The organism is Pseudomonas nicosulfuronedens (assembly GCF_005877905.1).
GTDB lineage: Bacteria > Pseudomonadota > Gammaproteobacteria > Pseudomonadales > Pseudomonadaceae > Pseudomonas > Pseudomonas nicosulfuronedens.
In genome coordinates this window covers 137784-157869 of the sequence record NZ_SWDV01000008.1, presented here as the reverse complement: position 1 = coordinate 157869, position 20086 = coordinate 137784, and the positions used below count along the sequence as shown (strand labels likewise).

21 protein-coding genes and 1 riboswitch are annotated in these 20086 nt (G+C 62.8%); of the genes, 5 read left to right on the top strand and 16 right to left on the bottom strand.

Annotated elements, in window-relative coordinates:
- Positions 1–50 precede the first annotated feature (50 nt).
- Entirely contained in the window at positions 51–1940 is a 1890-nt protein-coding gene (locus tag FAS41_RS09060) for a methyl-accepting chemotaxis protein (protein WP_138521387.1), read from the top strand.
- Positions 1941–2015: 75 nt separating this feature from the next.
- Here FAS41_RS09060 and FAS41_RS09055 read toward each other — a convergent pair whose 3' ends face one another.
- The 13 genes from FAS41_RS09055 to FAS41_RS08995 form a co-directional block, all read right to left on the bottom strand.
- Positions 2016–3500 carry a helicase HerA-like domain-containing protein gene (locus FAS41_RS09055; protein WP_138521385.1) on the bottom strand — a complete coding sequence of 495 codons (1485 nt, stop codon included), beginning with the start codon at positions 3498–3500 and terminating at the stop codon, positions 2016–2018.
- Positions 3501–3595: 95 nt separating this feature from the next.
- Entirely contained in the window at positions 3596–4795 is a 1200-nt protein-coding gene (gene pncB / locus FAS41_RS09050) for a nicotinate phosphoribosyltransferase (protein WP_138521383.1), read from the bottom strand.
- 90 nt (positions 4796–4885) lie between these two features.
- A complete protein-coding gene (locus FAS41_RS09045) occupies positions 4886–5110 on the bottom strand; it encodes a hypothetical protein (protein ID WP_138521381.1) in 225 nt (74 codons plus the stop codon).
- Positions 5107–5811 carry a lipopolysaccharide kinase InaA family protein gene (locus FAS41_RS09040; RefSeq protein ID WP_138521379.1) on the bottom strand — a complete coding sequence of 235 codons (705 nt, stop codon included), beginning with the start codon at positions 5809–5811 and terminating at the stop codon, positions 5107–5109. Before FAS41_RS09040 ends, FAS41_RS09045 begins: the two co-directional genes overlap by 4 nt.
- A 3-nt stretch (positions 5812–5814) precedes the next feature.
- Positions 5815–6486 (bottom strand): class I SAM-dependent methyltransferase, encoded by a 672-nt coding sequence (locus FAS41_RS09035; protein WP_138521377.1) that lies wholly within the window; start codon positions 6484–6486, stop codon positions 5815–5817.
- A gap of 82 nt (positions 6487–6568) precedes the next feature.
- The gene (locus FAS41_RS09030; protein WP_138521363.1) at positions 6569–7843 is read right to left on the bottom strand and encodes a sensor histidine kinase; all 1275 of its coding nucleotides are present in this window, start codon (positions 7841–7843) and stop codon (positions 6569–6571) included.
- Positions 7833–8516 (bottom strand): response regulator transcription factor, encoded by a 684-nt coding sequence (locus tag FAS41_RS09025; protein ID WP_138521361.1) that lies wholly within the window; start codon positions 8514–8516, stop codon positions 7833–7835. Before FAS41_RS09025 ends, FAS41_RS09030 begins: the two co-directional genes overlap by 11 nt.
- A gap of 140 nt (positions 8517–8656) precedes the next feature.
- Complete coding sequence (locus FAS41_RS09020) at positions 8657–8977, bottom strand: DUF190 domain-containing protein (protein WP_138521359.1); 321 nt, start codon at positions 8975–8977, stop codon at positions 8657–8659.
- Positions 8978–8993: 16 nt separating this feature from the next.
- Entirely contained in the window at positions 8994–9377 is a 384-nt protein-coding gene (crcB, locus tag FAS41_RS09015; protein ID WP_138521357.1) for a fluoride efflux transporter CrcB, read from the bottom strand.
- A 64-nt stretch (positions 9378–9441) separates the two neighbouring features.
- A riboswitch (Fluoride riboswitch) is annotated at positions 9442–9504 on the bottom strand.
- Between the two features lie 73 nt (positions 9505–9577).
- Positions 9578–11218 carry a chaperonin GroEL gene (gene groL / locus FAS41_RS09010; protein ID WP_045209649.1) on the bottom strand — a complete coding sequence of 547 codons (1641 nt, stop codon included), beginning with the start codon at positions 11216–11218 and terminating at the stop codon, positions 9578–9580.
- A gap of 49 nt (positions 11219–11267) precedes the next feature.
- On the bottom strand, positions 11268–11561 hold the full coding sequence (locus FAS41_RS09005) for a co-chaperone GroES (RefSeq protein WP_009617968.1): 294 nt from the start codon (positions 11559–11561) through the stop codon (positions 11268–11270).
- Between the two features lie 237 nt (positions 11562–11798).
- Positions 11799–12266, bottom strand: coding sequence for an FxsA family protein (locus FAS41_RS09000; RefSeq protein WP_138521355.1), 468 nt, complete (start codon positions 12264–12266; stop codon positions 11799–11801).
- Positions 12267–12330: 64 nt separating this feature from the next.
- Positions 12331–13068 carry a HugZ family pyridoxamine 5'-phosphate oxidase gene (locus tag FAS41_RS08995; protein ID WP_138521353.1) on the bottom strand — a complete coding sequence of 246 codons (738 nt, stop codon included), beginning with the start codon at positions 13066–13068 and terminating at the stop codon, positions 12331–12333.
- A gap of 107 nt (positions 13069–13175) precedes the next feature.
- Between FAS41_RS08995 and FAS41_RS08990 the strand changes: the two genes are divergently transcribed.
- On the top strand, positions 13176–13934 hold the full coding sequence (locus tag FAS41_RS08990) for an SDR family oxidoreductase (protein ID WP_138521351.1): 759 nt from the start codon (positions 13176–13178) through the stop codon (positions 13932–13934).
- Between the two features lie 67 nt (positions 13935–14001).
- Here the strand turns inward: FAS41_RS08990 and FAS41_RS08985 are convergent, their stop codons facing one another.
- Complete coding sequence (locus FAS41_RS08985) at positions 14002–15003, bottom strand: DUF481 domain-containing protein (RefSeq protein WP_138521349.1); 1002 nt, start codon at positions 15001–15003, stop codon at positions 14002–14004.
- Positions 15004–15196: 193 nt separating this feature from the next.
- Between FAS41_RS08985 and FAS41_RS08980 the strand changes: the two genes are divergently transcribed.
- Both FAS41_RS08980 and FAS41_RS08975 read left to right on the top strand, forming a co-directional pair.
- The gene (locus FAS41_RS08980; protein ID WP_138521417.1) at positions 15197–15571 is read left to right on the top strand and encodes an MGMT family protein; all 375 of its coding nucleotides are present in this window, start codon (positions 15197–15199) and stop codon (positions 15569–15571) included.
- A 42-nt stretch (positions 15572–15613) separates the two neighbouring features.
- Entirely contained in the window at positions 15614–17422 is a 1809-nt protein-coding gene (locus tag FAS41_RS08975; RefSeq protein WP_138521347.1) for an AmpG family muropeptide MFS transporter, read from the top strand.
- A 68-nt stretch (positions 17423–17490) separates the two neighbouring features.
- Here FAS41_RS08975 and FAS41_RS08970 read toward each other — a convergent pair whose 3' ends face one another.
- Positions 17491–18336 (bottom strand): mechanosensitive ion channel family protein, encoded by an 846-nt coding sequence (locus tag FAS41_RS08970; RefSeq protein ID WP_138521345.1) that lies wholly within the window; start codon positions 18334–18336, stop codon positions 17491–17493.
- Between the two features lie 142 nt (positions 18337–18478).
- Positions 18479–18958: a YajQ family cyclic di-GMP-binding protein gene (locus FAS41_RS08965; RefSeq protein WP_138521343.1), complete on the bottom strand. Its 480-nt coding sequence runs from the start codon at positions 18956–18958 to the stop codon at positions 18479–18481.
- 160 nt (positions 18959–19118) lie between these two features.
- Between FAS41_RS08965 and FAS41_RS08960 the strand changes: the two genes are divergently transcribed.
- On the top strand, positions 19119–20084 hold the full coding sequence (locus FAS41_RS08960; RefSeq protein ID WP_138521341.1) for a response regulator: 966 nt from the start codon (positions 19119–19121) through the stop codon (positions 20082–20084).
- The last annotated feature ends 2 nt before the right edge of the window (positions 20085–20086 follow it).

Genomic DNA, 20086 nt, shown 5'->3' with positions numbered 1-20086 from the left:
TCGCCCGGACCAACGCCGTTCAGGCATCCCACTACTTCCGGACTCGCAGCATGATCAAGAGCCTGAAATTCAGCCATAAGATCCTTCTGGCCGCCTCGCTTGTTGTTTTCTCGGCATTCGCCCTCTTCACCCTCTACAACGACTACCTGCAGCGCAACGCGATCCGCGAGGACCTCGAGGATTATCTGCGGGAAATGGGCGACGTGAGCGCCAGCAATATCCAGAACTGGCTGAGCGGCCGACTGCTGCTGATCGAAAGCACTGCGCAGACCATCGCCCGCGACAGCACGCCGGAACACCTGAGCGCGCTACTGGAACAGGACACCCTGCGCAAGACCTTCAACTTCACCTACCTGGGCCAGGAAGACGGCACCTTCACCATGCGCCCCAACAGTGCCATGCCTGACGGTTACGACCCTCGCACCCGCCCCTGGTACAAGGATGCCGTCGCGGCGGGCGGCACTACGCTGACCGAGCCGTACATCGACGCAGCCACCCAGGAACTGATCATGACCGTGGCCACCCCGGCCCGCGCCGCTGGCAAGACCGTGGGCGTGGTCGGCGGCGACCTCGGCCTGCAGACCCTGGTACAGATCATCAACTCGCTGGACTTCAGCGGCATGGGCTACGCCTTCCTGGTCAGCGGTGACGGCAAGATCCTGGTGCACCCGGACAAGAGCTTCATCATGAAGTCTCTCTCCGACATCTACCCGCAGAACACCCCGAAGATCGGCGGCGGCTTCAGCGAGGCCGAGCTCAATGGCCACACGCGCATCCTCAGCTTCACCCAGGTGAAGGGCCTACCGTCGGTGAACTGGTACATCGGCCTGTCCATCGACAAGGACGCCGCCTACTCCATGCTGAGCAAGTTCCGCGCATCGGCCATCGTTGCCGCCGCCATCGCCATCGTCGCCATCCTGCTCCTGCTGGGCATGCTGATCCGCGTGCTGATGCAGCCGCTGACCACCATGGGCCGCGCCATGGAAGACATCGCCCAGGGCGAAGGCGACCTGACCAAGCGCCTGAAGGTCGCCAGCAACGACGAGTTTGGCGTGCTGGGCAATGCCTTCAACCGCTTCGTCGAGCGTATCCACGAATCGATTCGCGAGGTGGCCTCCACTGCACGCCAGCTGCACGACGTCTCGCAGCTGGTGGTGAACGCCTCCAACTCGTCCATGAGCAACTCCGACGAACAATCCAACCGCACCAATAGTGTGGCCGCGGCGATCAACGAACTGGGCGCTGCCGCCCAGGAAATCGCCCGCAACGCCGCCGACGCCTCGCACCACGCCACCGATGCCTCGCACCAGGCCGGTGACGGCCGCCAGGTGGTGGAGCAGACCATCAGTGCGATGAACCTGTTGTCCGACAAGATCAGCTCGGCCTGCGCCAACATCGAAGCGCTGAACAGCCGCACGGTGAACATCGGGCAGATCCTCGAAGTGATCAAGGGCATCTCCGAGCAGACCAACCTGCTGGCCCTGAACGCCGCCATCGAGGCCGCCCGCGCCGGTGAAGCGGGCCGTGGCTTCGCTGTGGTGGCGGACGAGGTGCGCAACCTCGCCCACCGCGCCCAGGAGTCGGCGCAGCAGATTCAGAAGATGATCGAGGAGTTGCAAGTCGGCGCCCGCGAAGCGGTGGACACCATGACCGAGAGCCAGCGCTACAGCCTGGAAAGCGTGGAGATCGCCAACCGCGCCGGCGAGCGCCTGGCCAGCGTCACCCATCGCATCGGCGAGATCGACTCGATGAACCAGTCGGTGGCCACCGCCACCGAAGAGCAGACCGCCGTGGTCGACTCGCTGAACATGGACATCACCGAGATCAACACCCTGAACCAGGAAGGCGTGGAGAACCTGCAAGCCACCCTGCGCGCCTGCGCCGACCTGGAGAACCAGGCTGGACGCCTGCGGCAACTGGTGGACAGCTTCCGCATCTGATTGCGGAAGAAACGAAAAAGGCGCCTCAGGGCGCCTTTTTCATTGGATCTCGATTCGACTTCGACAGGCAGATGCCTAGCGCCGCTTGCTACCGCCCAACAGCGCGCCCATCAGCCCACGCACCAATTGCCGGCCGATCTGGTTCGCTGCCTGGCGCACCACCGTCTTGCTGACCTGACTGGCCAGCGAACCGAGAATTTCCCCGGCCATACCGCTGAAATCGGTGCCAGCGCCCTTCTCTTCCTTCTCCTGGGTCGGCGCCATCTTGTCGTCGGCGCGGCCGGTCAGTTTCTCGTAGGCGGACTCTCGATCGATCGGCTGGTCATAACGACCTGCCAACGGCGAACGGCGAATGACGTCGGCACGCTCGGCGTCAGTCAGCGGGCCGATGCGCGACTGCGGCGGAGCCACGGCCACGCGCTGGACCACCGCCGGCGTGCCCTTCTCTTCCAGCGTGCCGACCAGTGCCTCGCCAATGCCCAGTTCGGTGAGCACCTTCAGGGTGTCGAACGCCGGGTTGGGGCGGAAGCCATCGGCCACCGCGCGCAGGGATTTCTGTTCCTTGGCAGTGAACGCACGCAGGCCGTGCTGGATACGCAGCCCCAGTTGCGCCAGCACGTCATCCGGCAGATCGCCGGGCGACTGGGTGACGAAGTACACGCCCACGCCTTTGGAGCGGATCAGCCGCACTACCTGCTCCAGACGATCCTGCAGGGCCTTGGGCGTGCCGTTGAACAGCAGGTGCGCCTCGTCGAAGAACAGCGCAAGGATGGGTTTGTCCGCATCGCCCCGCTCGGGCAGTTGCTCGAACAGCTCGGCCAGCAGCCAGAGCAGGAAGGTGGCGTAGACCTTGGGCGCGTCATGCACCAGTTTGCTGGCGTCCAGCAGGTGAATGCGGCCACGGCCGTCGGCTTCAGGGCGCAGCAGGTCTTCCAGTTGCAGCGCCGGTTCGCCGAAGAAGTCCTCGGCGCCCTGCTGCTCCAGTAGAGCCAGTCGCCGCAGGAGCGCCTGGGCCGAGGCGCCAGTGAACAGCGCGCGGTCCTCGCCGAGGATTTCCGGGTTTTCCTTGAAATGGTTGAGCAGCGCCTTGAGGTCCTTCAGGTCGAGCAGCAGCAGGCCTTCGCGGTCAGCGACCTTGAACGCGGCGAACAGCGCCGCCTGCTGGCTCTCGGTCAGCTCCAGCAGGTTGGCCAGCAGCAGCGGGCCCATCTCCGACAGCGTGGTGCGCAGCGGATGGCCGGTCTTCCCGGCCACGTCCCAGATGCTCACTGGGTAGGCCTGGGGCTTGTAGTTCAACCAGGGCATGCTGGCGATGCGCTCGGCCACCTTGCCCTGCGGGTTGCCGGCCGCGGCGATGCCGCACAGGTCACCCTTGATGTCGGCGGCGAACACCGCGATGCCGGCGTCGCTGAAGGATTCGGCAAGGTGCTGCAGCGTCACCGTCTTGCCGGTGCCGGTGGCGCCGGCGATCAGGCCGTGGCGGTTGGCGAGTTTCCAGGACTGGCCGACCGGCTGCCCGTCGGGCCCCGCGCCGATGATGAGTTCGTTGGTGGCTGACATCCGTTGTTCCCCTTCAGTGGACCTGTCGCGCCAGTAGGCCTGTCGCGATGAATGCTTGAACAAGAGTGGCGCGTCCCGACGTGCCGCGCAATCGGCTACCCCGGTACTTTGAAGACGTGCTTGAGGTAGTGCAGGAAGTTCTCGTCCTTGCACTGGGTCTTGCCCGGCGCATCGGAGATCTTCGCCACCGGGTGGCCGTTGCAGGCGGTCATCTTCAGAACGATGTTCATCGGCTGCACACCCGGCACATCGCAGGTGAAATGCGTGCCGATACCGAAGCTGACGTCAATGCGCTCGCGCAGCGCACGGTAGATTTCCAGCGCACGCGGCAGGTTGAGGCCGTCGGAGAACACCAGGGTCTTGGTCAGCGGGTCGATACCCAGGTGCTCGTAATGACGGATGGCCTTCTCCGCCCACTCCAGCGGGTCGCCCGAGTCGTGGCGCAGGCCGTCGAAGAGCTTGGCGAAGTACAGGTCGAAATCCGCCAGGAAGGCTTCCATGGTGATGCAATCGGTCAGGGCGATGCCCAATTGGCCGCGGTACTCGCGAACCCAGGCGTCCAGGGCAGCGGCTTGACTGTCGATCAGCCGCGGGCCGAGCTGCTGGTGCGCCATCAGCCACTCGTGGGCCATGGTCCCCAGCGGTTTCACTCCCAGCTCACGGGCGAGATGGACATTGCTCGTACCGACGAAGTGCCCCGGGAAACCGTCGCGCAGGTCGCGGACTACGGCCTCCTGTACCGGGTAGGAGAAGCGTCGGCGAGTACCGAAGTCGGCCATCTTGAAACCCGCCAGCTCCTGGGCACTGGCCTCCTTGCGCAGCCAGTCGAATTTCTCCTGCAGACGCTCGCGAACCATCGTCAGCGTCGTGCCCGGATGGCGGTGCCGGTTGCGCACTTCGCTGATGATCGCCAGCAGCGGTACCTCGAAGAGAATCACGTGCAGCCACGGCCCTTTCAGGCGCAGGAACAGCTCCTCGTTCTCCACACCCAACTCCACGTAACGGGGATTGAAGCGGAACAGACCCAGAAATCGAATGAAGTCGGGCTTGAAGAACGGAATGCGCTCGAGGAAAGCCAGGTCCTGTGCTGCGAAGGAGAGCTCCGCCAGTTGCTCGATCTGCTCGCGCAGCGGGTCCAGGTAGGCGCGCAGGTCCTCTTCGTTGCGGCAGCGGAACTCCCACTCGACTTCGGCGTTGGGGTAGTTGTGCAGCACCGCCTGCATCATGCTCAGCTTGTAGAAGTCGGTATCCAGCAGGTTCTGCACGATCCGCCGGGAAAATGCGCTGTCGCTCATGCTCATCTCATTGCAGGCTTGAATCGGCAGTCTAAACCCGTCGCCCACAAAAAACCCCGCCTGGGCGGGGTTTTGAGTTGGAATCAGAAATCAGCGTGCTTTGCTCTGCGACATCCCGAACAGGAAAAGCAGCAGGTCGTCATCCGGACGGATGTCCTGTTGCTTGGCGCGCAGGTTGGGCGGCATCGGGCAGCTGTCCAGGCCGCCTTTTCCGGAAATGACCGAAGGCCCCGGCTCATGCCAGGCCGCCGCCGCCAGGGTTGCCACCCCGAGCGCGCCGACGAGGAGCAAACCTCGCGTAATTTCTAACTTCATGTCTGCAACCCTTTGATGGCGCTGCCAAACGCCGCTTGGTAACCATAGACAAAGGCCTGCCATTGCGCCTCTGTCCACGACGAGCGGCGTTTCACCTGGCGAAGATCGTGACGGGCAGCACGCTGGGCGCTGAAGCGCTGGCGGGCTTTTTCCATGTCAATCAGGGCCACTTCGATCTTGTCACCGTCCACCTTCACGAACACGTGCTTCAGGTAGAGGCAGCCATGCTGCCAACGGCCGGCGTTAAGCTTTGCAAGGGTACTACCGTAATGTTGCAGAATTCTTTGGTGCAGGGCTTCACCCCAGCGCTCCTGGTCACCACGGGCGTAGCAATCTTCCAGGCTGCTGAAGCCGTCCAGAGACTCGGTGACCAGCAGCGCCTGCCATTCGCCGTCCACCTTGCGGCAGCCGGCGTAGACCAGGGTCGGCACTTTCACACCCAGTGCTTCGGCGGCCTTCAGCGCATTGCGCTCGCGGATGGCGGTGGGATAGCCGAAGGGATGCAGCAGATCGCGATAGATGTGCCCCATCTGCTGCTTGCGATAGAGCATCCGGCCGTCGGAGGTCAGGACTCGCTGCACGCCGCTTTCGCCGCCACGCCGACGGTTGGGTTCCTCGACCCACTTGCCGGGCACCTGGAGCCAACGGTCGATGGCGTTCTCACCGGAAATTTGCTGCAGCGAAGCCAGATCAACGGCCATCCATCACTCCTTACGCAGAATGTAGACCCGCCACATGTGTACGAGCGGGACGAAATCAATGTGATCCTGGACCTTGAAACCAGCCTGGCGGAACTCCGCCTCAATGGTCTTGGCGGGAATCACGAAGCGGTTCTGGTAGGCGTGTTTCTTGCGATTCGACTCGGCGCGAGCACGTTTCCAGGACTTGAAGTTGCCATCGACCCACATCGACAGGATCACCGAGTCACGGGTTACGCGGTGAAATTCGCGCAACATCGTCAAACGATCCTCAGATTCGCCGATGTGGTGCATCAGGCGCATCGAGAAGATGCTATCGACGGCGTTGTCGGGTAAATCAATGGCAAACGCGGAAGTCTGCAAAGGTCGGACGCGTTTTACAACCTCATTCGGTTGACCGGCGCAGGCCACGGCGATCATGTCCGGGGAATTGTCCGCCCCGATGATCACCCGGTTCTCCTTTTCGGCCAGCATTGGCCAGAAACGACCGGCACCGCATGGCAGGTCGAGTACCAGGTTGGGCTGGCCGGCAAGCTTGAGAGCCTGGCGGGCGACTTGGACATCGCGCCAGTGGGAAAGTTTCCGGGAGAGTCCGGCCTGGTGCTTGCGCAGGTAACGCTCTGCGTGCTGGCGGTCGTACTTTTGGGAGAACTCCAGGTCGACGGGTTTTTCAGTCATCGGATATTTACCTTTCCCGAATTCAGGGCGAACGATACAAACCAGCCTGTCACAGCCGGGTCATGCACTTGTGAAGTTTTTGTCAAACGACAGCTAGGCGAACTTCGAAGCGACAGCCATGGGGTTCGGCAGGACGCAGCGTGACGTCCCAGCCTTCGGACGCGCAGATCCGCTTGACCAGCGACAACCCCAGGCCAAGCCCCTCACCACGCGGGTTCTGGCCGCGCACGAACGGCTGGAAGACGCGTTCGCGCTGTTCCTCCGGGATGCCAGCGCCGGTATCTTCGACCCAGAATCCGGTCGGTCCAAGTTGTAAGCGGATGCTGCCGCTTTCGGTGTAATGCATGGCATTGCGCAATAAATTGCTCATTACCGAGCGCAGGAAAGGTGCGTTGAACTGCCCGGGCATCTCCTCGTCGACGCTGTATTCCAGGGTCAGGCCCTTCGCTTCGATAGGGCCGCGCCACTGTGCGACCAGCTCGTCGCCGATCTTCCGCAATCCAGCCTGGGACACCATGGCCATGTCCCTGCGCTGGGCCCGCGCCAGCATCAGGAAGGTCTGCACCAGATCACGCATCTCTTCGCAGGCGCTGTTCATGCGCGCCAGCTGAGCGCGCGCCCGCGGGCTGAGCCCCGGCTCCTCCGCCAGCAGTTCGCAACTGGTGGCGATCACCATCAACGGGGTGCGCAGTTCATGGCTGACATCGCTGGTAAAGAGCTTCTCCCGGGTCAGCACATCGTGCAGCCGACCCATGGCGTAATCGAAGGCCGCCGCCAGCTCGCCCACCTCGTCGTTGGCGTAGTCCGGCGACATGGGCGGCGCCAGTTCCAGCAACTGGTCTCGGTGGCGAACCTGCCGCGCCAGGCGCGACACCGGCTCCATGACCTTGCGCGCCAGCAGCCAGCCAAGGACTCCGGACAGGGCCAGGCTAAGGACATAGCCGGTGACGACGGCGGCGTAGAGAATCTGCTCACGCGCCTCGAAATCGCTCTGGTCCTGCAGCAGGACGAAACGGCGGCCGTCGATATCGCGCGCCAGCGCATGGAATGACAACTCGCCGTCAAAAACCTCGTGGAAACCAGCATCCAGCCGGCGCAGCGCCGGCGGCATGGCATAGACGCCGGCACCATCGCTGATGAAGAAGCGCATGCCCGGGTCGAGCTTGGGGGCCTGGCCGTTGCCCAGGTCCTCATTGATGATGCGGTCCAGTTCACCGCCGAGGTCGCGGGAGATCAGGCGCTCTTCGACAATATGAACGACGCCGACGATTCCCACCGAAAACAGGCCGCCTACGGCGGCGGTCATGAGTACGAAGGCAAAGACAATCCGTCGGGAAAGGCTCTGCTTATACTCCATGCGCATCCTCCGCCAGCTTGTAGCCGACGCCATGCACCGTGTGCAGCAGGGAGGAGCCGAAGGGCTTATCGATCACTTGACGCAACTGGTGAACGTGGCTGCGCAGGCTGTCGCTGTCGGGGCAGTCATCACCCCACACAGCCTCCTCGAGCACGTCACGGCGCACCACATGCGGGCTCTTCTGCATCAGCACCGCCAGCAGCTTGAGGCCGATGGGGTTGAGCTTCAGCGGCTTGCCGGCACGGTTCACTTCGAGGGTGTCGAGGTTGTAGCTCAGGTCGGCGACCTGCAGTTCGCGACGCCCGCCACCCTGGCTACGACGCAGCACCGCTTCGATGCGGGCGGCCAGCTCGGAGAGCGCGAAGGGTTTGAGCAGGTAATCGTCGGCGCCGGAGCGGAAGCCCTGCAGGCGGTCGTCCAGCTGGTCGCGAGCGGTGAGCATGATCACCGGAGTGTCACGGCGCGCATCTTCGCGCAGGCGGCGACACAGGGTGAAGCCGTCCAGCCCCGGCAGCATCACGTCCAGCACGATCAGGTCGTAATGGGACGTCGCCGCCAGGTGCAATCCGGACAGGCCGTCCTGGGCACAATCCACCGTATAGCCCTTGAGGCCCAGGTAGTCGGCCATATTGGCCAGGATGTCCCGATTGTCTTCAACCAACAGAATGCGCATGTGCTCTCCTTTCGCGAACAGCACTCTAGCGTAACTGGCTTAAATGGAACTTAAGCGCCCTTGACGGATTTTTCACACTTGCTCGCACTGACACGGTAGCACTGACACGCAACGCGCTGAATGCAATAACCAGGCGGGAGTCAGTCGTCCTCGCCCGTGACCCCGAACTCGATCGGCGTCTTCACGTAGAACAACTTCACACCCGCATTGCGGATCGCCTCGAAGATGCGCTCCGAGTCTTCCTCGCTCACGGCCATGGTGACTTCCTGCGGCTGGTCGGCCAGTTCGAAGAAGTGTGCATAGTGGATGCGACCGGTCTTGCCGAAACCTTCGCTTGCCGTCATCAGGGTGGCACCGCGCACGCCTTGCCGGCGCGCCTCTTCCAGCAGCCATTGAGCCAAAGGCAGGCCGGCATGCTTGCGGTCCTGCTGGGTGAAGAACTTCAACTGAAAGCCGTTCATGGTTTCCTCCCAGGGCCTAGCGGCCCATCAGCGCGTGCACAGACCAGAGTCCGGCCAGGGTCATCAACAGGGAACCGGCGAGGTGCGTGGCGACAGTGCCCATTGCCCAGGCGAGACGCCCCTGCTGCAACAGCACGACGACTTCAGCCGAGAAGGTGGAGAAGGTCGTCAGGCCACCGCAGAAGCCAGTGATGATCAGTAACCGCCATTCTGGCGCCAGGCCGGGGGAGTTGGCGAAGAAGGCGATGGCTGCGCCAATGATGTAGCCACCAACCAGATTGGCGACAACCGTGCCCGGCGGCATGGATGGCAGGAGGGTATTGAGCTTGAGCCCGAGCACCCAGCGCAGCAGTGCGCCGAGGGCGGCTCCGAGTGAGACGGCGAGAATGGATTTCCACATGGTCCTGTCCTGGGGAAGGTGTTTTGGACAGGCTGCAGGCGAGCGCCTACGCGCCTTTCCAGGTCTATGCGTAGGCATCATCAGCCACAAGGGCGGTTGAAGGAGGAATGCCATCTCCTGCGGCGCAGTCTGGCATAACCTGCGCCCATGAAAAAGCCCCGCCTAGGCGGGGCTTTTTCCTACAGCAGGTGCCAGGTGGCTTACATCATGCCGCCCATGCCACCCATGCCGCCCATGTCCGGCATGGCCGGAGCAGCCTTGTCGTCAGCCACTTCGGCAACCATGGCCTCGGTGGTGACCATCAGGCCACCGATGGAAGCAGCAGCTTGCAGAGCCGAACGGGTGACTTTGGCCGGATCGAGGATACCCATCTCGATCATGTCGCCGTACACGCCGGTAGCAGCGTTGTAGCCGAAGTTGCCCGAACCCTGCTTGACCTTGTCGACCACGACGCTCGGCTCGTCACCGGAGTTGGCAACGATCTGGCGCAGCGGAGCTTCAACGGCGCGACGCAGCAGAGCGATACCGACGTTCTGGTCTTCGTTGTCACCCTTCAGGCCTTCGATGGCTTGCAGAGCACGAACCAGAGCGACGCCGCCGCCAGGAACCACGCCTTCTTCCACAGCAGCGCGGGTAGCGTGCAGGGCGTCTTCAACGCGGGCTTTCTTCTCTTTCATCTCGACTTCGGTGGCAGCGCCAACCTTGATCACGGCAACACCGCCAGCCAGCTTGGCCAGACGCTCTTGCAGCTTCTCACGGTCGTAGTCGGAGGAAGTCTCTTCGACCTGCTTGCGGATCTGCAGGACGCGAGCTTCGATGTCGGCTTGAGCGCCAGCGCCATCGATGATGGTGGTGTTTTCTTTGCTCAGGACCACGCGCTTGGCGTTGCCCAGGTGCTCCAGGGTGGCGCCTTCCAGGCTCAGACCGACTTCTTCGGAGATGACGGTGCCGCCGGTCAGGATGGCGATGTCCTGCAGCATGGCCTTGCGGCGGTCGCCGAAGCCCGGAGCCTTGACGGCCGCGACCTTGACGATGCCACGCATGTTGTTGACGACCAGGGTAGCCAAGGCTTCGCCTTCGACGTCTTCAGCCACGATCAGCAGCGGACGGCCGGCTTTGGCAACGGCTTCCAGGACCGGCAGCATTTCGCGGATGTTGGAGATCTTCTTGTCGACCAGCAGCAGCAGCGGGCCGTCGAGCTCGGCCACCATGGTGTCCGGCTTGTTGATGAAGTAGGGGGACAGGTAGCCACGGTCGAACTGCATGCCTTCTACGACGGACAGTTCGTTTTCCAGGCCCGAGCCTTCTTCAACGGTGATCACGCCTTCTTTACCGACCTTGTCCATGGCTTCGGCAATGATGTTGCCGATGGAGTCGTCGGAGTTGGCGGAGATGGTGCCGACCTGGGCGATGGCCTTGGTGTCGGCGCACGGCTTGGCCTGCTCCTTGAGCTGGGCAACGATGGCCACGGTGGCCTTGTCGATGCCGCGCTTCAGGTCCATCGGGTTCATGCCGGCAGCGACGGCTTTCAGGCCTTCGTTGACGATGGCCTGGGCCAGAACGGTAGCGGTGGTGGTGCCGTCACCGGCAGCGTCGTTGGCCTTGGAGGCCACGTCTTTCACCAGCTGGGCGCCCATGTTCTCGAACTTGTCTTTGAGCTCGATTTCCTTGGCGACGGAAACGCCGTCCTTGGTGATGGTCGGAGCGCCGAAGCTCTTGTCCAGGATGACGTTACGGCCTTTCGGGCCCAGGGTCGCTTTCACAGCGTCGGCCAGGACGTTTACGCCGACCAGCATTTTCTTGCGAGCGGAATCGCCGAACTTAACTTCTTTGGCAGCCATGTTCTGTTTCCTCTAAATCGAATTCGGTGGGGAGTGGACGGACTGAAAATCAGTCTTCCAGGACGGCGAGGATCTCGGACTCGCCCATCACCAGCAGTTCTTCGCCGTCGACCTTGATGGCGTTGCTGCCGGAGTACGGACCGAAGACCACCTTGTCACCGACCTTCACGGCCAGAGCGCGAACTTCGCCGTTGTCCAGGACACGGCCGGCACCAACAGCGACCACTTCACCGCGGTTCGGCTTCTCGGCGGCGGAACCCGGCAGCACGATGCCGCCTGCGGTCTTGGTCTCTTCCTCGCTGCGACGGATGACGACGCGGTCATGCAGAGGACGAAGCTTCATAGTCGTAACTCTCCCAAACTGTGATTTCCAACGGCCGGATCGATGCCCGGCAGGTTTTATTGAATCCGGCGGCGCCGGTTTGCGTCCCGGCTGGCGAGACGCGTAAAGAGCAGCCTGTCCGTATGACAGGGACCTTGCGGTGACCGGTACATAAGGTCGCTACAAGGCATTTCAAGTGTGTGACGAAAAAATTTTTGCTAACGGAGGGTGCCTTGGGCGGGCGAAACCGCCCGAAGCTCAACGCAAGCGGTCGCGGTCTTCCTCGCGGCGCTGGTACTCGCCCTCGATCACGCTGGGGCCGCTACGGTGCTGGGCGGCCGGATCGTCGGCGAAGGCGCGACGACGCTCGGCTTGCTCCTGCATGCGCTGGCGTACGCGGCCAAGCATCAGCCGGCGGGTGAAGGGGATCAGGCAGAGCAGGCCGACGATGTCGCTGATGAAGCCAGGCAGCATCAGCAGGCCACCGCCGAGGGCAATGACCAGGCCTTCGAGCATTTCCTGCTCGGGCAGCTCGCCGCGATTCAGGCGCTCGCGGGCACGCAGCGCAGTGGCGACGCCCGCCACGCGTAGCACCGCGGCACCAATGAAGGCACCGGCGATGATCAGCAGAAGGGTCCAGCCCACGCCGATCACACTGCCGACCTTGATCATCACGGCCAGCTCGATCAGCGGGAACAGAAGAATCAGAAACAGGGGAACTCGCATCGATGAATCCTTGGCGGGGTCATTGCCCGGGTAGAAGGCTAGGTGGCGACGCCCCGCTACGATTTCAAGCCTGGATCACTTCATTGCCCGGCCAGACATCCGCTTTGGCCAGCTGCACCAGCGCCTGGCGCACCGCGCCGGCGTTGCCGCAGGGCGCGGGGAACGGCAGCCAATGCAGCCCCTGGCCGATGCGCAGGTGGAAACCTTCTGTATCAATTCCCGCCAGTTGCGGGTCCTTGCCGACGGGTAGCCCGGCCATTTCGACATAGTGCTCGATGGCGTTGGCATGGTCGCTGTTCATGTGCTCGACCATGCTTTTCTCCGCATCGCCAACGAAGGGGTTGGCCAGCGGCACACTGTTCGCGCCCAGCCAATGGATATCGCCGAAGCCGCCGATGAAGCGCCACTGCACCGGCTCCAGCACCCAGAAATCGAAGTCGTGGACGATGTGGTAATCCTGCGAACCGGGGAAGTAACGGTAGTAGCGCTCGGCAGCGCCGGCAATGGCGTCGACGTCCTCGATCAGCAACGCCTCGGCCAGCAGGGTCAGGCGACCGGCGGCCTGGATGTCGTCGACACCGCGCTCGCCGATCAGCAGCGAGCATTTGCCGTCCATCTGCAGGTTATGAGTGTGCTGGGCGATGCGGCTGATCAGGATCAGCGGCCGGCCCGCCTCGTCCAGGCAGTAGGGCACCACGGAGCCGAAGGGGAATCCTGGCCACTTCTTCGAGTGGGTGGAGAGGACGCCGCGGTATTCCTTGAGCAGCAGTTCTCGGGCATGCTTGGCAGCTTTCACGCTCAACTTATGACTCCTCGCAAAGAATCCGTCGCAAACGGACGGGCAGGACTGACTCTGTGCACAGCTGCCGGCGGGGCCTTTCACCAGAAACTGTTCGTGGGGTTGTTCCGATGCAATTGAAAGACAAGGTCATCATCATCACCGGTGGCTGCCAGGGCCTGGGCCGCGCCATGGGCGAGTATCTCTCCGGCAAGGGCGCGCGCGTGGCACTGGTTGACCTCAATGCCGAAAAACTGGACGAAGCCGTGACCGCCTGCAACGCCGCCGGCGGTGACGCACGCGCCTATCTGTGCAACGTCGCCAATGAAGAACAGGTTACCCACATGGTGGCCCAGGTCGCCAGCGACTTCGGCGCCATCAACGGCCTGGTCAACAACGCCGGCATTCTGCGCGACGGCCTGACCATCAAGGTCAAGGACGGCGAACTGAGCAAGATGAGCCTGGCCCAGTGGCAAGCGGTGATCGACGTCAACCTGACCGGCGTGTTCCTCTGCACCCGCGAAGTGGCGGCGAAGATGATCGAGCTGAAGAACGAAGGCGCAATCGTCAACATTTCCTCCATTTCCCGCGCCGGCAACATGGGTCAGGCCAACTACTCCGCTGCCAAGGCCGGCGTCGCCGCCGATACCGTGGTTTGGGCGAAGGAACTGGCGCGCTACGGCATCCGCGTGGCGGGCGTGGCTCCCGGCTTCATCGAGACCGACATGGTCGCCAGCATGAAGCCCGAGGCCTTGGAGAAGATGACCTCCGGCATCCCGCTCAAGCGCCTGGGCAAGCCGCTGGAAATCGCCCACTCGGTGGCTTACATCCTCGAGAACGACTACTACACCGGCCGTGTGCTGGAGCTGGACGGCGGCCTGCGCCTGTAATCCGCCCGCCCATGAAAAAGCCCCGCCAGGTGCGGGGCTTTTTTGTGCTCATTCGTCCTGGCCGCAGTTACCAACCCACGCCCAGGCCGAAGGTATAGCGGCGCTCGTTGACGTCGCCGTCGTTGCCACTGAGCTTGTCCCACTCGGCCTTCAGGCTGAGGGACGCCCAGGAGGTGAGCTTGTAGCGGATGCCCGCCTCGCTCTCCAGTTCGTACTCCACATTGGACTCCAGCGGCTTGCTCACCTCACCGTTGGTGAACAGCTCGAACTGCTTGGCCAGCAGGTAACGGTTGTAGTCCCACTTCAGGCTGGTGCTGTAGAAGTGGGATTTCTCGTTGTCGACGAACTCGTAGTCGTTACGGTTGACCAGAGTCGCCAGGGAGAATGCGCCCAGCTCATTGTCCCAGAACTGGTAGCCCGGGCCTGTACCAACGGTGCGCTTCTTCTGCAGGTCCTCGATCCAGTCGCGTTTGTACTGTGCCTGGCCCTGCCAGAACCAGTGCTCGTCGAGGAAGCGGTCCAGCGCGTACTGTGCCGAGTAATTGTCGGTGCTGACCTGATTATCCTTCTTCTCGCGGTTGTACTCGCCCTGCAGGTTGTGGCGCCAGCGACCGTGACGGGCGTTGGTCTTGAAGTCGATGTCGTAATCCTCGACATCGTTCTCAGCCTGCTTGTGGTCCAGGGAGAAGTCGACGTTGCCGGTCCAGACCCAGTCTTCGAGGATCGGCTTGGGTGGCATCATCTGCTCGATCTTCGCCAGCTCCACGGTCTTCGCCTCGCCATTGACCAGCGTGACCTTGCCCTGGTCGGACGCTTTCAGGCCCTTGGAGTGCTCGCCCTGCTCATCGTCGTACTTCACCAGCAGATTCTGGTCCGTCTCCAGCGTTTTGATCTTGTCCCATTTGAGGGTGATCTCTCCGCCGTAGTCGGTCGCGAGCAGCAACTTGCCGCCGTCATACAGCTTGATGGTGCCGGTGAGGCGGTCACCGTTCTTCAACCAGACGGTATCGGCCAGGGCGGACAGGGAACAGGACGCGAGGGCAAGGGAGAGCAGGGTTCTGGGCAACATGAGTCGAATTCAACTGGACTGATTGGGCAAAAAGCCGGGCATTATCCAGATACCCGGCACTAGAGCAACGACTGACAGACCCAGTTGCAGGGAGTTCACCATGACTGACAGATTGGTCTTAGGAAAAAGCCGACTTGTCAGCTCTGCGCCAGCCTATATCCTGATCGTCAGCCCCTCTGTTCCGGTGCTTTCGATGCCCAAGCCCAAGTCCCCATCCAGCGTGCCGGTTGCCGATCTCGGATTGGAAAGCCTGGAGGTACGTCGCGAGGCGATTTTTCTGGTGATCGCCCAAGTACCGGAAGGATCGGTCGTCACCTACGGCGACGTCGCCAGGCTGGCCGGTCTGGGCCGCTCCGCACGACTTGTAGGACGCATCCTCAGCCAGTTGCCGGAGGGCACCCGCCTGCCCTGGCACCGGGTGATCGCTGCCGGCGGGCGTATCAGCCTGCCGCTCGGCACCGTTTCGGGTAACGAACAGCGCGCACGATTGCGTGCGGAGGGTGTCAGAATCCATAACGATCGGGTGGACATACGTCGGCACGGCTGGCCTAGCGGCGAGCAGTCCTAGTAGAGTTCGCGTAATTTTTCGACCTGCTGGAAAACACCCCCCATGAAAGAGCATTCCTGGCGCGAGGCATGGATTGCCTACAAGTCTCCCGCCAGCCTCGCGCTTTTGCTGCTGGGTTTCGCCGCCGGCCTGCCGTACATGCTGGTGCTCTCCACTCTCTCGGTGTGGTTGCGTGAAGCGGGTGTCGCTCGGGAAACCATCGGATTCGCCAGCTGGATCGGGCTGGTGTACGCCTTCAAGTGGGTGTGGTCGCCCATGCTCGACCAGTGGCGCCTGCCCTTCATCGGCCGCCTGGGCCGCCGCCGCTCGTGGCTGGTGTTCTCCCAGGGGCTGATCGCCATCGGCCTGCTTGGCATGGCCCTGTGCAACCCGCAATCGCACCTGAACTGGCTGATTGCCCTGGCGATGGTGGTGGCCTTCGCCTCGGCCACCCAGGACATCGCCATCGACGCCTATCGCCTGGAAATCGCCGAGAACACCCGCCAGGCCGCGCTGGCCGCGTGCTACATGACCGGCTACCGGGTCGCCGTACTGTTCGCCACCGCCGGCGTGCTGTTCCTCGCCGAGTGGGCCGGCTCCAGCGCCCTGCACTACAGCCAATCGGCCTGGGCGCTGACCTATGCCGTCTGCTCCCTGGCGATCCTGCCCGGCCTGGTCACCACGCTGCTGATGAAAGAGCCGCCGGTGAATGTGCAGCCGCAGGCCGGCAGCTCAGCCTTCGCCTTCAACCACCAGTTGCTCTCGGTGCTGACCCTGCTGGTACTGCTGATCTCCGTGCCGGCCATGCTCACCGCACTGACCGCCCAGGCCTGGCCACGGGCCGCGCTGTACGGAATCTTCATCGGCATCTGCATGACGCCCCACGGCCGCCGGCAGATCCGCCCGGTGCGCGAACTGCTGTCGAAGGTACGCCGTCCGTTGCTGCTAGCCGTGCACGGACGCGGCCTGCCGCAATTCGACTTCGTCCACCAGGCCGTTTCAGTGATCGTCCTGATCATCCTGCTGGTCACCGGAACCGCCTTCATCAACATGGCCGAAGCTGGCAAGTGGTGGCTCGCCATCCTCTACCTGCTGATCGCCCTGAGCTGTATTTCCGCTCCCGGCCGCCTGCTGATGGCGCCGGTGCTGACGCCCATCACCGAGTTCGTCCGCCGCTACCGCTGGCAGGCGCTGCTGCTGCTCGGGCTGATCTCCACCTACCGCATGTCCGACACCGTCATGGGCACCATGGCCAGCGTGTTCTATATCGACATGGGCTTCACCAAGGACACCATCGCCACCGTCAGCAAGCTGTTCGGCGTGGTCATGACCCTGATCGGCGCGGCGGCCGGCGGCGTGCTGATCGCCCGCTTCAGCATCCTGCCGATCCTGTTCATCGGTGGCGCCGCCTCGGCGGGCACCAACCTGCTGTTCGCCATGCTGGCGCAGATGGGAGCGATCGACGATCCCCACCTGATGAGCCAGAACGTCTTTGCCCTGCTCAAGGTGCTGGAGCCCCATGTCACCATGCTGGTGGTGACCATCATGCTCGACAACTTCAGCGGCGGCCTCGCCACCTCTGCCTTCGTCGCCTACCTGTCGAGCCTGACCAACCTGAAGTTCTCGGCGACACAGTACGCCATGCTCAGTTCCACCATGCTGCTGCTACCGCGCTTCATCGGCGGTTACTCCGGCAGCATGGTCGAAGGCATGGGCTACGAGCGTTTCTTCTTCTTCACCGCGCTGCTCGGCATACCCACACTGCTGCTGATCGGCTGGCTCTGGCTGCGCCGCAATAACGACATGACCAATGGCGCGACCGAGGAAGCCACGGAAGCGCCAGCGCAACAACCCAGCGCAGAACGTCACTGAACCGCTCATGAACCAGCGCCCATGAAAAAGGCCGGCAATCGCCGGCCTTTTCGTTCGAGCTTGCAGGATCAATCCGCCAGTACGGCATCCTCTTCGCCCTTGACCACGCGCACTACCTTGTTCGGCGCCAGGTCGATGCCGGAGTCGCGCAGACGCAGGCGCACCTGCTCATTGAGCATGAAGGTGACCCCCCAGTAGTCGGAGTTGGCGGTCCACAGGCGCAGCGACAGGGTCACCGAGTTCTCGCCCAGGCCCGCGACCACGACCACCGGCGCCGGCGACTTGAGCACGCGCGAATCCTCGGCCAGTTCCTTGAGAATGGCACGGGCGCCCTCCAGGTCGGCGTCGAAGGCCAGCTTCACGTCGAAGGTCACCTGGCGGGTGGTCTGGGTCGAGGTGTTGGTGATGATGCCGTTGGACAGTGCTCCGTTGGGCACGATCACGGTGCGGTTGTCACCGGTACGCAGCACGGTGTGGAAGATCATGATGTTGTCCACAGTGCCGGACACGCCCTGGGCTTCGATCCAGTCACCGATCTTGAACGGGCGGAACAGCAGGATCAGCACGCCACCGGCGAAGTTCGACAGGCTGCCCTGCAGCGCCAGGCCGATGGCCAGGCCGGCGGCACCGATGGCGGCGACGAAGCTGGTGGTCTGGATGCCGATCATCGACGCCACGCTGACCATCAGCAGGATCTTCAGGATGATATTGACCATGCTGCCGATGAAGCCCTGCAGCGTCTTGTCCACGTGCTTGGTGGACAGCAACCCACCCACGCGCCGGGTGAACAGGTTGATCACCCACCAACCGATCAGCAGGGTCAGAAGCGCCAGGACGGCATTGCCCAGGTAGGTCAGAGCAAGCGGAGTCCAGGCCTCCGCACTGTTCATGATCTGCTCGTAATTCATATCCATGGATGCAGGCCCCTTGTCTATTGCCATTCCAAAAACAAAACCGCCATGGCAAGCCATGGCGGTCGGGAGTTCGCCGAGCGACTCTATTACTGCGACGTCAAGCGGGCGGTGAGGTTCCGCAGCTTTTCATCGAGAGCCCGCATCAGTCGCGGAAATTGTTGAATTGCAGCGGCATACCGAGGGACTCGCCGCGCAGCAGCGCGATGGCCTCTTGCAGGTCATCACGCTTCTTGCCGGTGACACGTACCTGTTCGCCCTGGATGGCGGCTTGTACCTTGAGCTTCTTGTCCTTGATCAGGGCGACGATCTTCTTCGCCAGATCCTTGTCGATGCCCTCACGGAAGTCGACTTCCTGCTTGACCACCTTGCCGGAGGCGAAGGAGTCCTTGACCTCCATGCACTGTGCGTCAATCTTGCGTTTGACCAGGCTGGAGCGAAGAATGTCGAGCATCTGCTCGAGCATGAAGTCCGCCTCGGCGGTCAGGGTGATGGACTTTTCCTTGGCCTCGAAGCTGCACTTGCCCTTCAGGTCGAAACGGCGGTCCAGTTCCTTGGTGGCGTTATCCAAGGCGTTGGTCAGTTCGTGTTTGTCCAGTTCGGACACCACGTCGAACGAAGGCATGACATCTCTCCAGATGGACGGCGCGATGCGGTTCACAGTCAGCATCGAGCCTGGCTTGACGATAAAAATGCGCGGTCATTATAACTGACAGACAAGACTGCGCCCGACCTCCGACATTGAGAGTCGGCATTTCCCACTCGTTTGCGAGACATTCCTTTCCATGCCAACCAACCATCTCAGCATTCTGGTGGTCGACGACGCCAAGTTCTCCAGCGCCATGATCGGCCGCGCGCTGAGTCAGGCCGGCTATCAGAACGTACGCTTCGCCAGCAGCGCCAGCGAAGCGCTCGACCTGCTGGAAAAGGAGCCGGTAAGCGTACTGCTCGCTGACTGGCTGATGCCCGAGATGGACGGTCTGGAGCTGACCGCACGGGTGCGCCAGCTCGACGAAAGCGGCGACCACTACACCTACATCATCCTGCTTACCGGCAAGGAGGGCGACAACGCCCTGGCCGAAGCCTTCGATCGCGGCGTCGATGACTTCGTCAGCAAGTCGTCGATGAACGAGCAACTGGTGCCTCGCGTACTGGCGGCCGACCGCCTGAGCAACACCCTGCAGCGCCTCCTGATGGAAAACCGCCTGCTCACCGAGAACATCACCAGCCTGGAAGAGCGCAACCTGGTGGACAGCGCTACGGGCCTGGGCAACCAGCGTTACCTGAAGCAGAAACTGGCGGACAGCATCCGCCAGGTGGAGTCCCGTGGCGGCGCAGTGTGCTACATGTTGATCGGCCTGCCGGAGCTGGCCGAGCTGGGGCAGAAGCACGGTCAGTCGTTCCAGAACGAATTGCTCCATGGCGTCGCCCGACGCCTGCAGCAACTGGTGCGGCCGCTGGACGTGCTGGCGCGCATCGATGGCCAGCACTTTGCCCTGATCACCCTGCTCGAAGACCTGCAGGAGTGCTCACCCAGCAGCTTCCGCCGCCTGCACGAAGGCCTGAACCTCAAGGCGTTCAAGACCAGCGAAGGCTTCATCACACTGAAGGCCGGTATCAGTTTGGTGGGGCTGGACGCCAAGGCGCTGCCGCTTGAGGTCGAGCAACTGATGCAACAAGGCCGCGCCCTGTTGCCCGATGCCTTCGCCAGTGGGCGAATCAACGCCAGCCGGCTGACCGGCCTGCGCTAAAC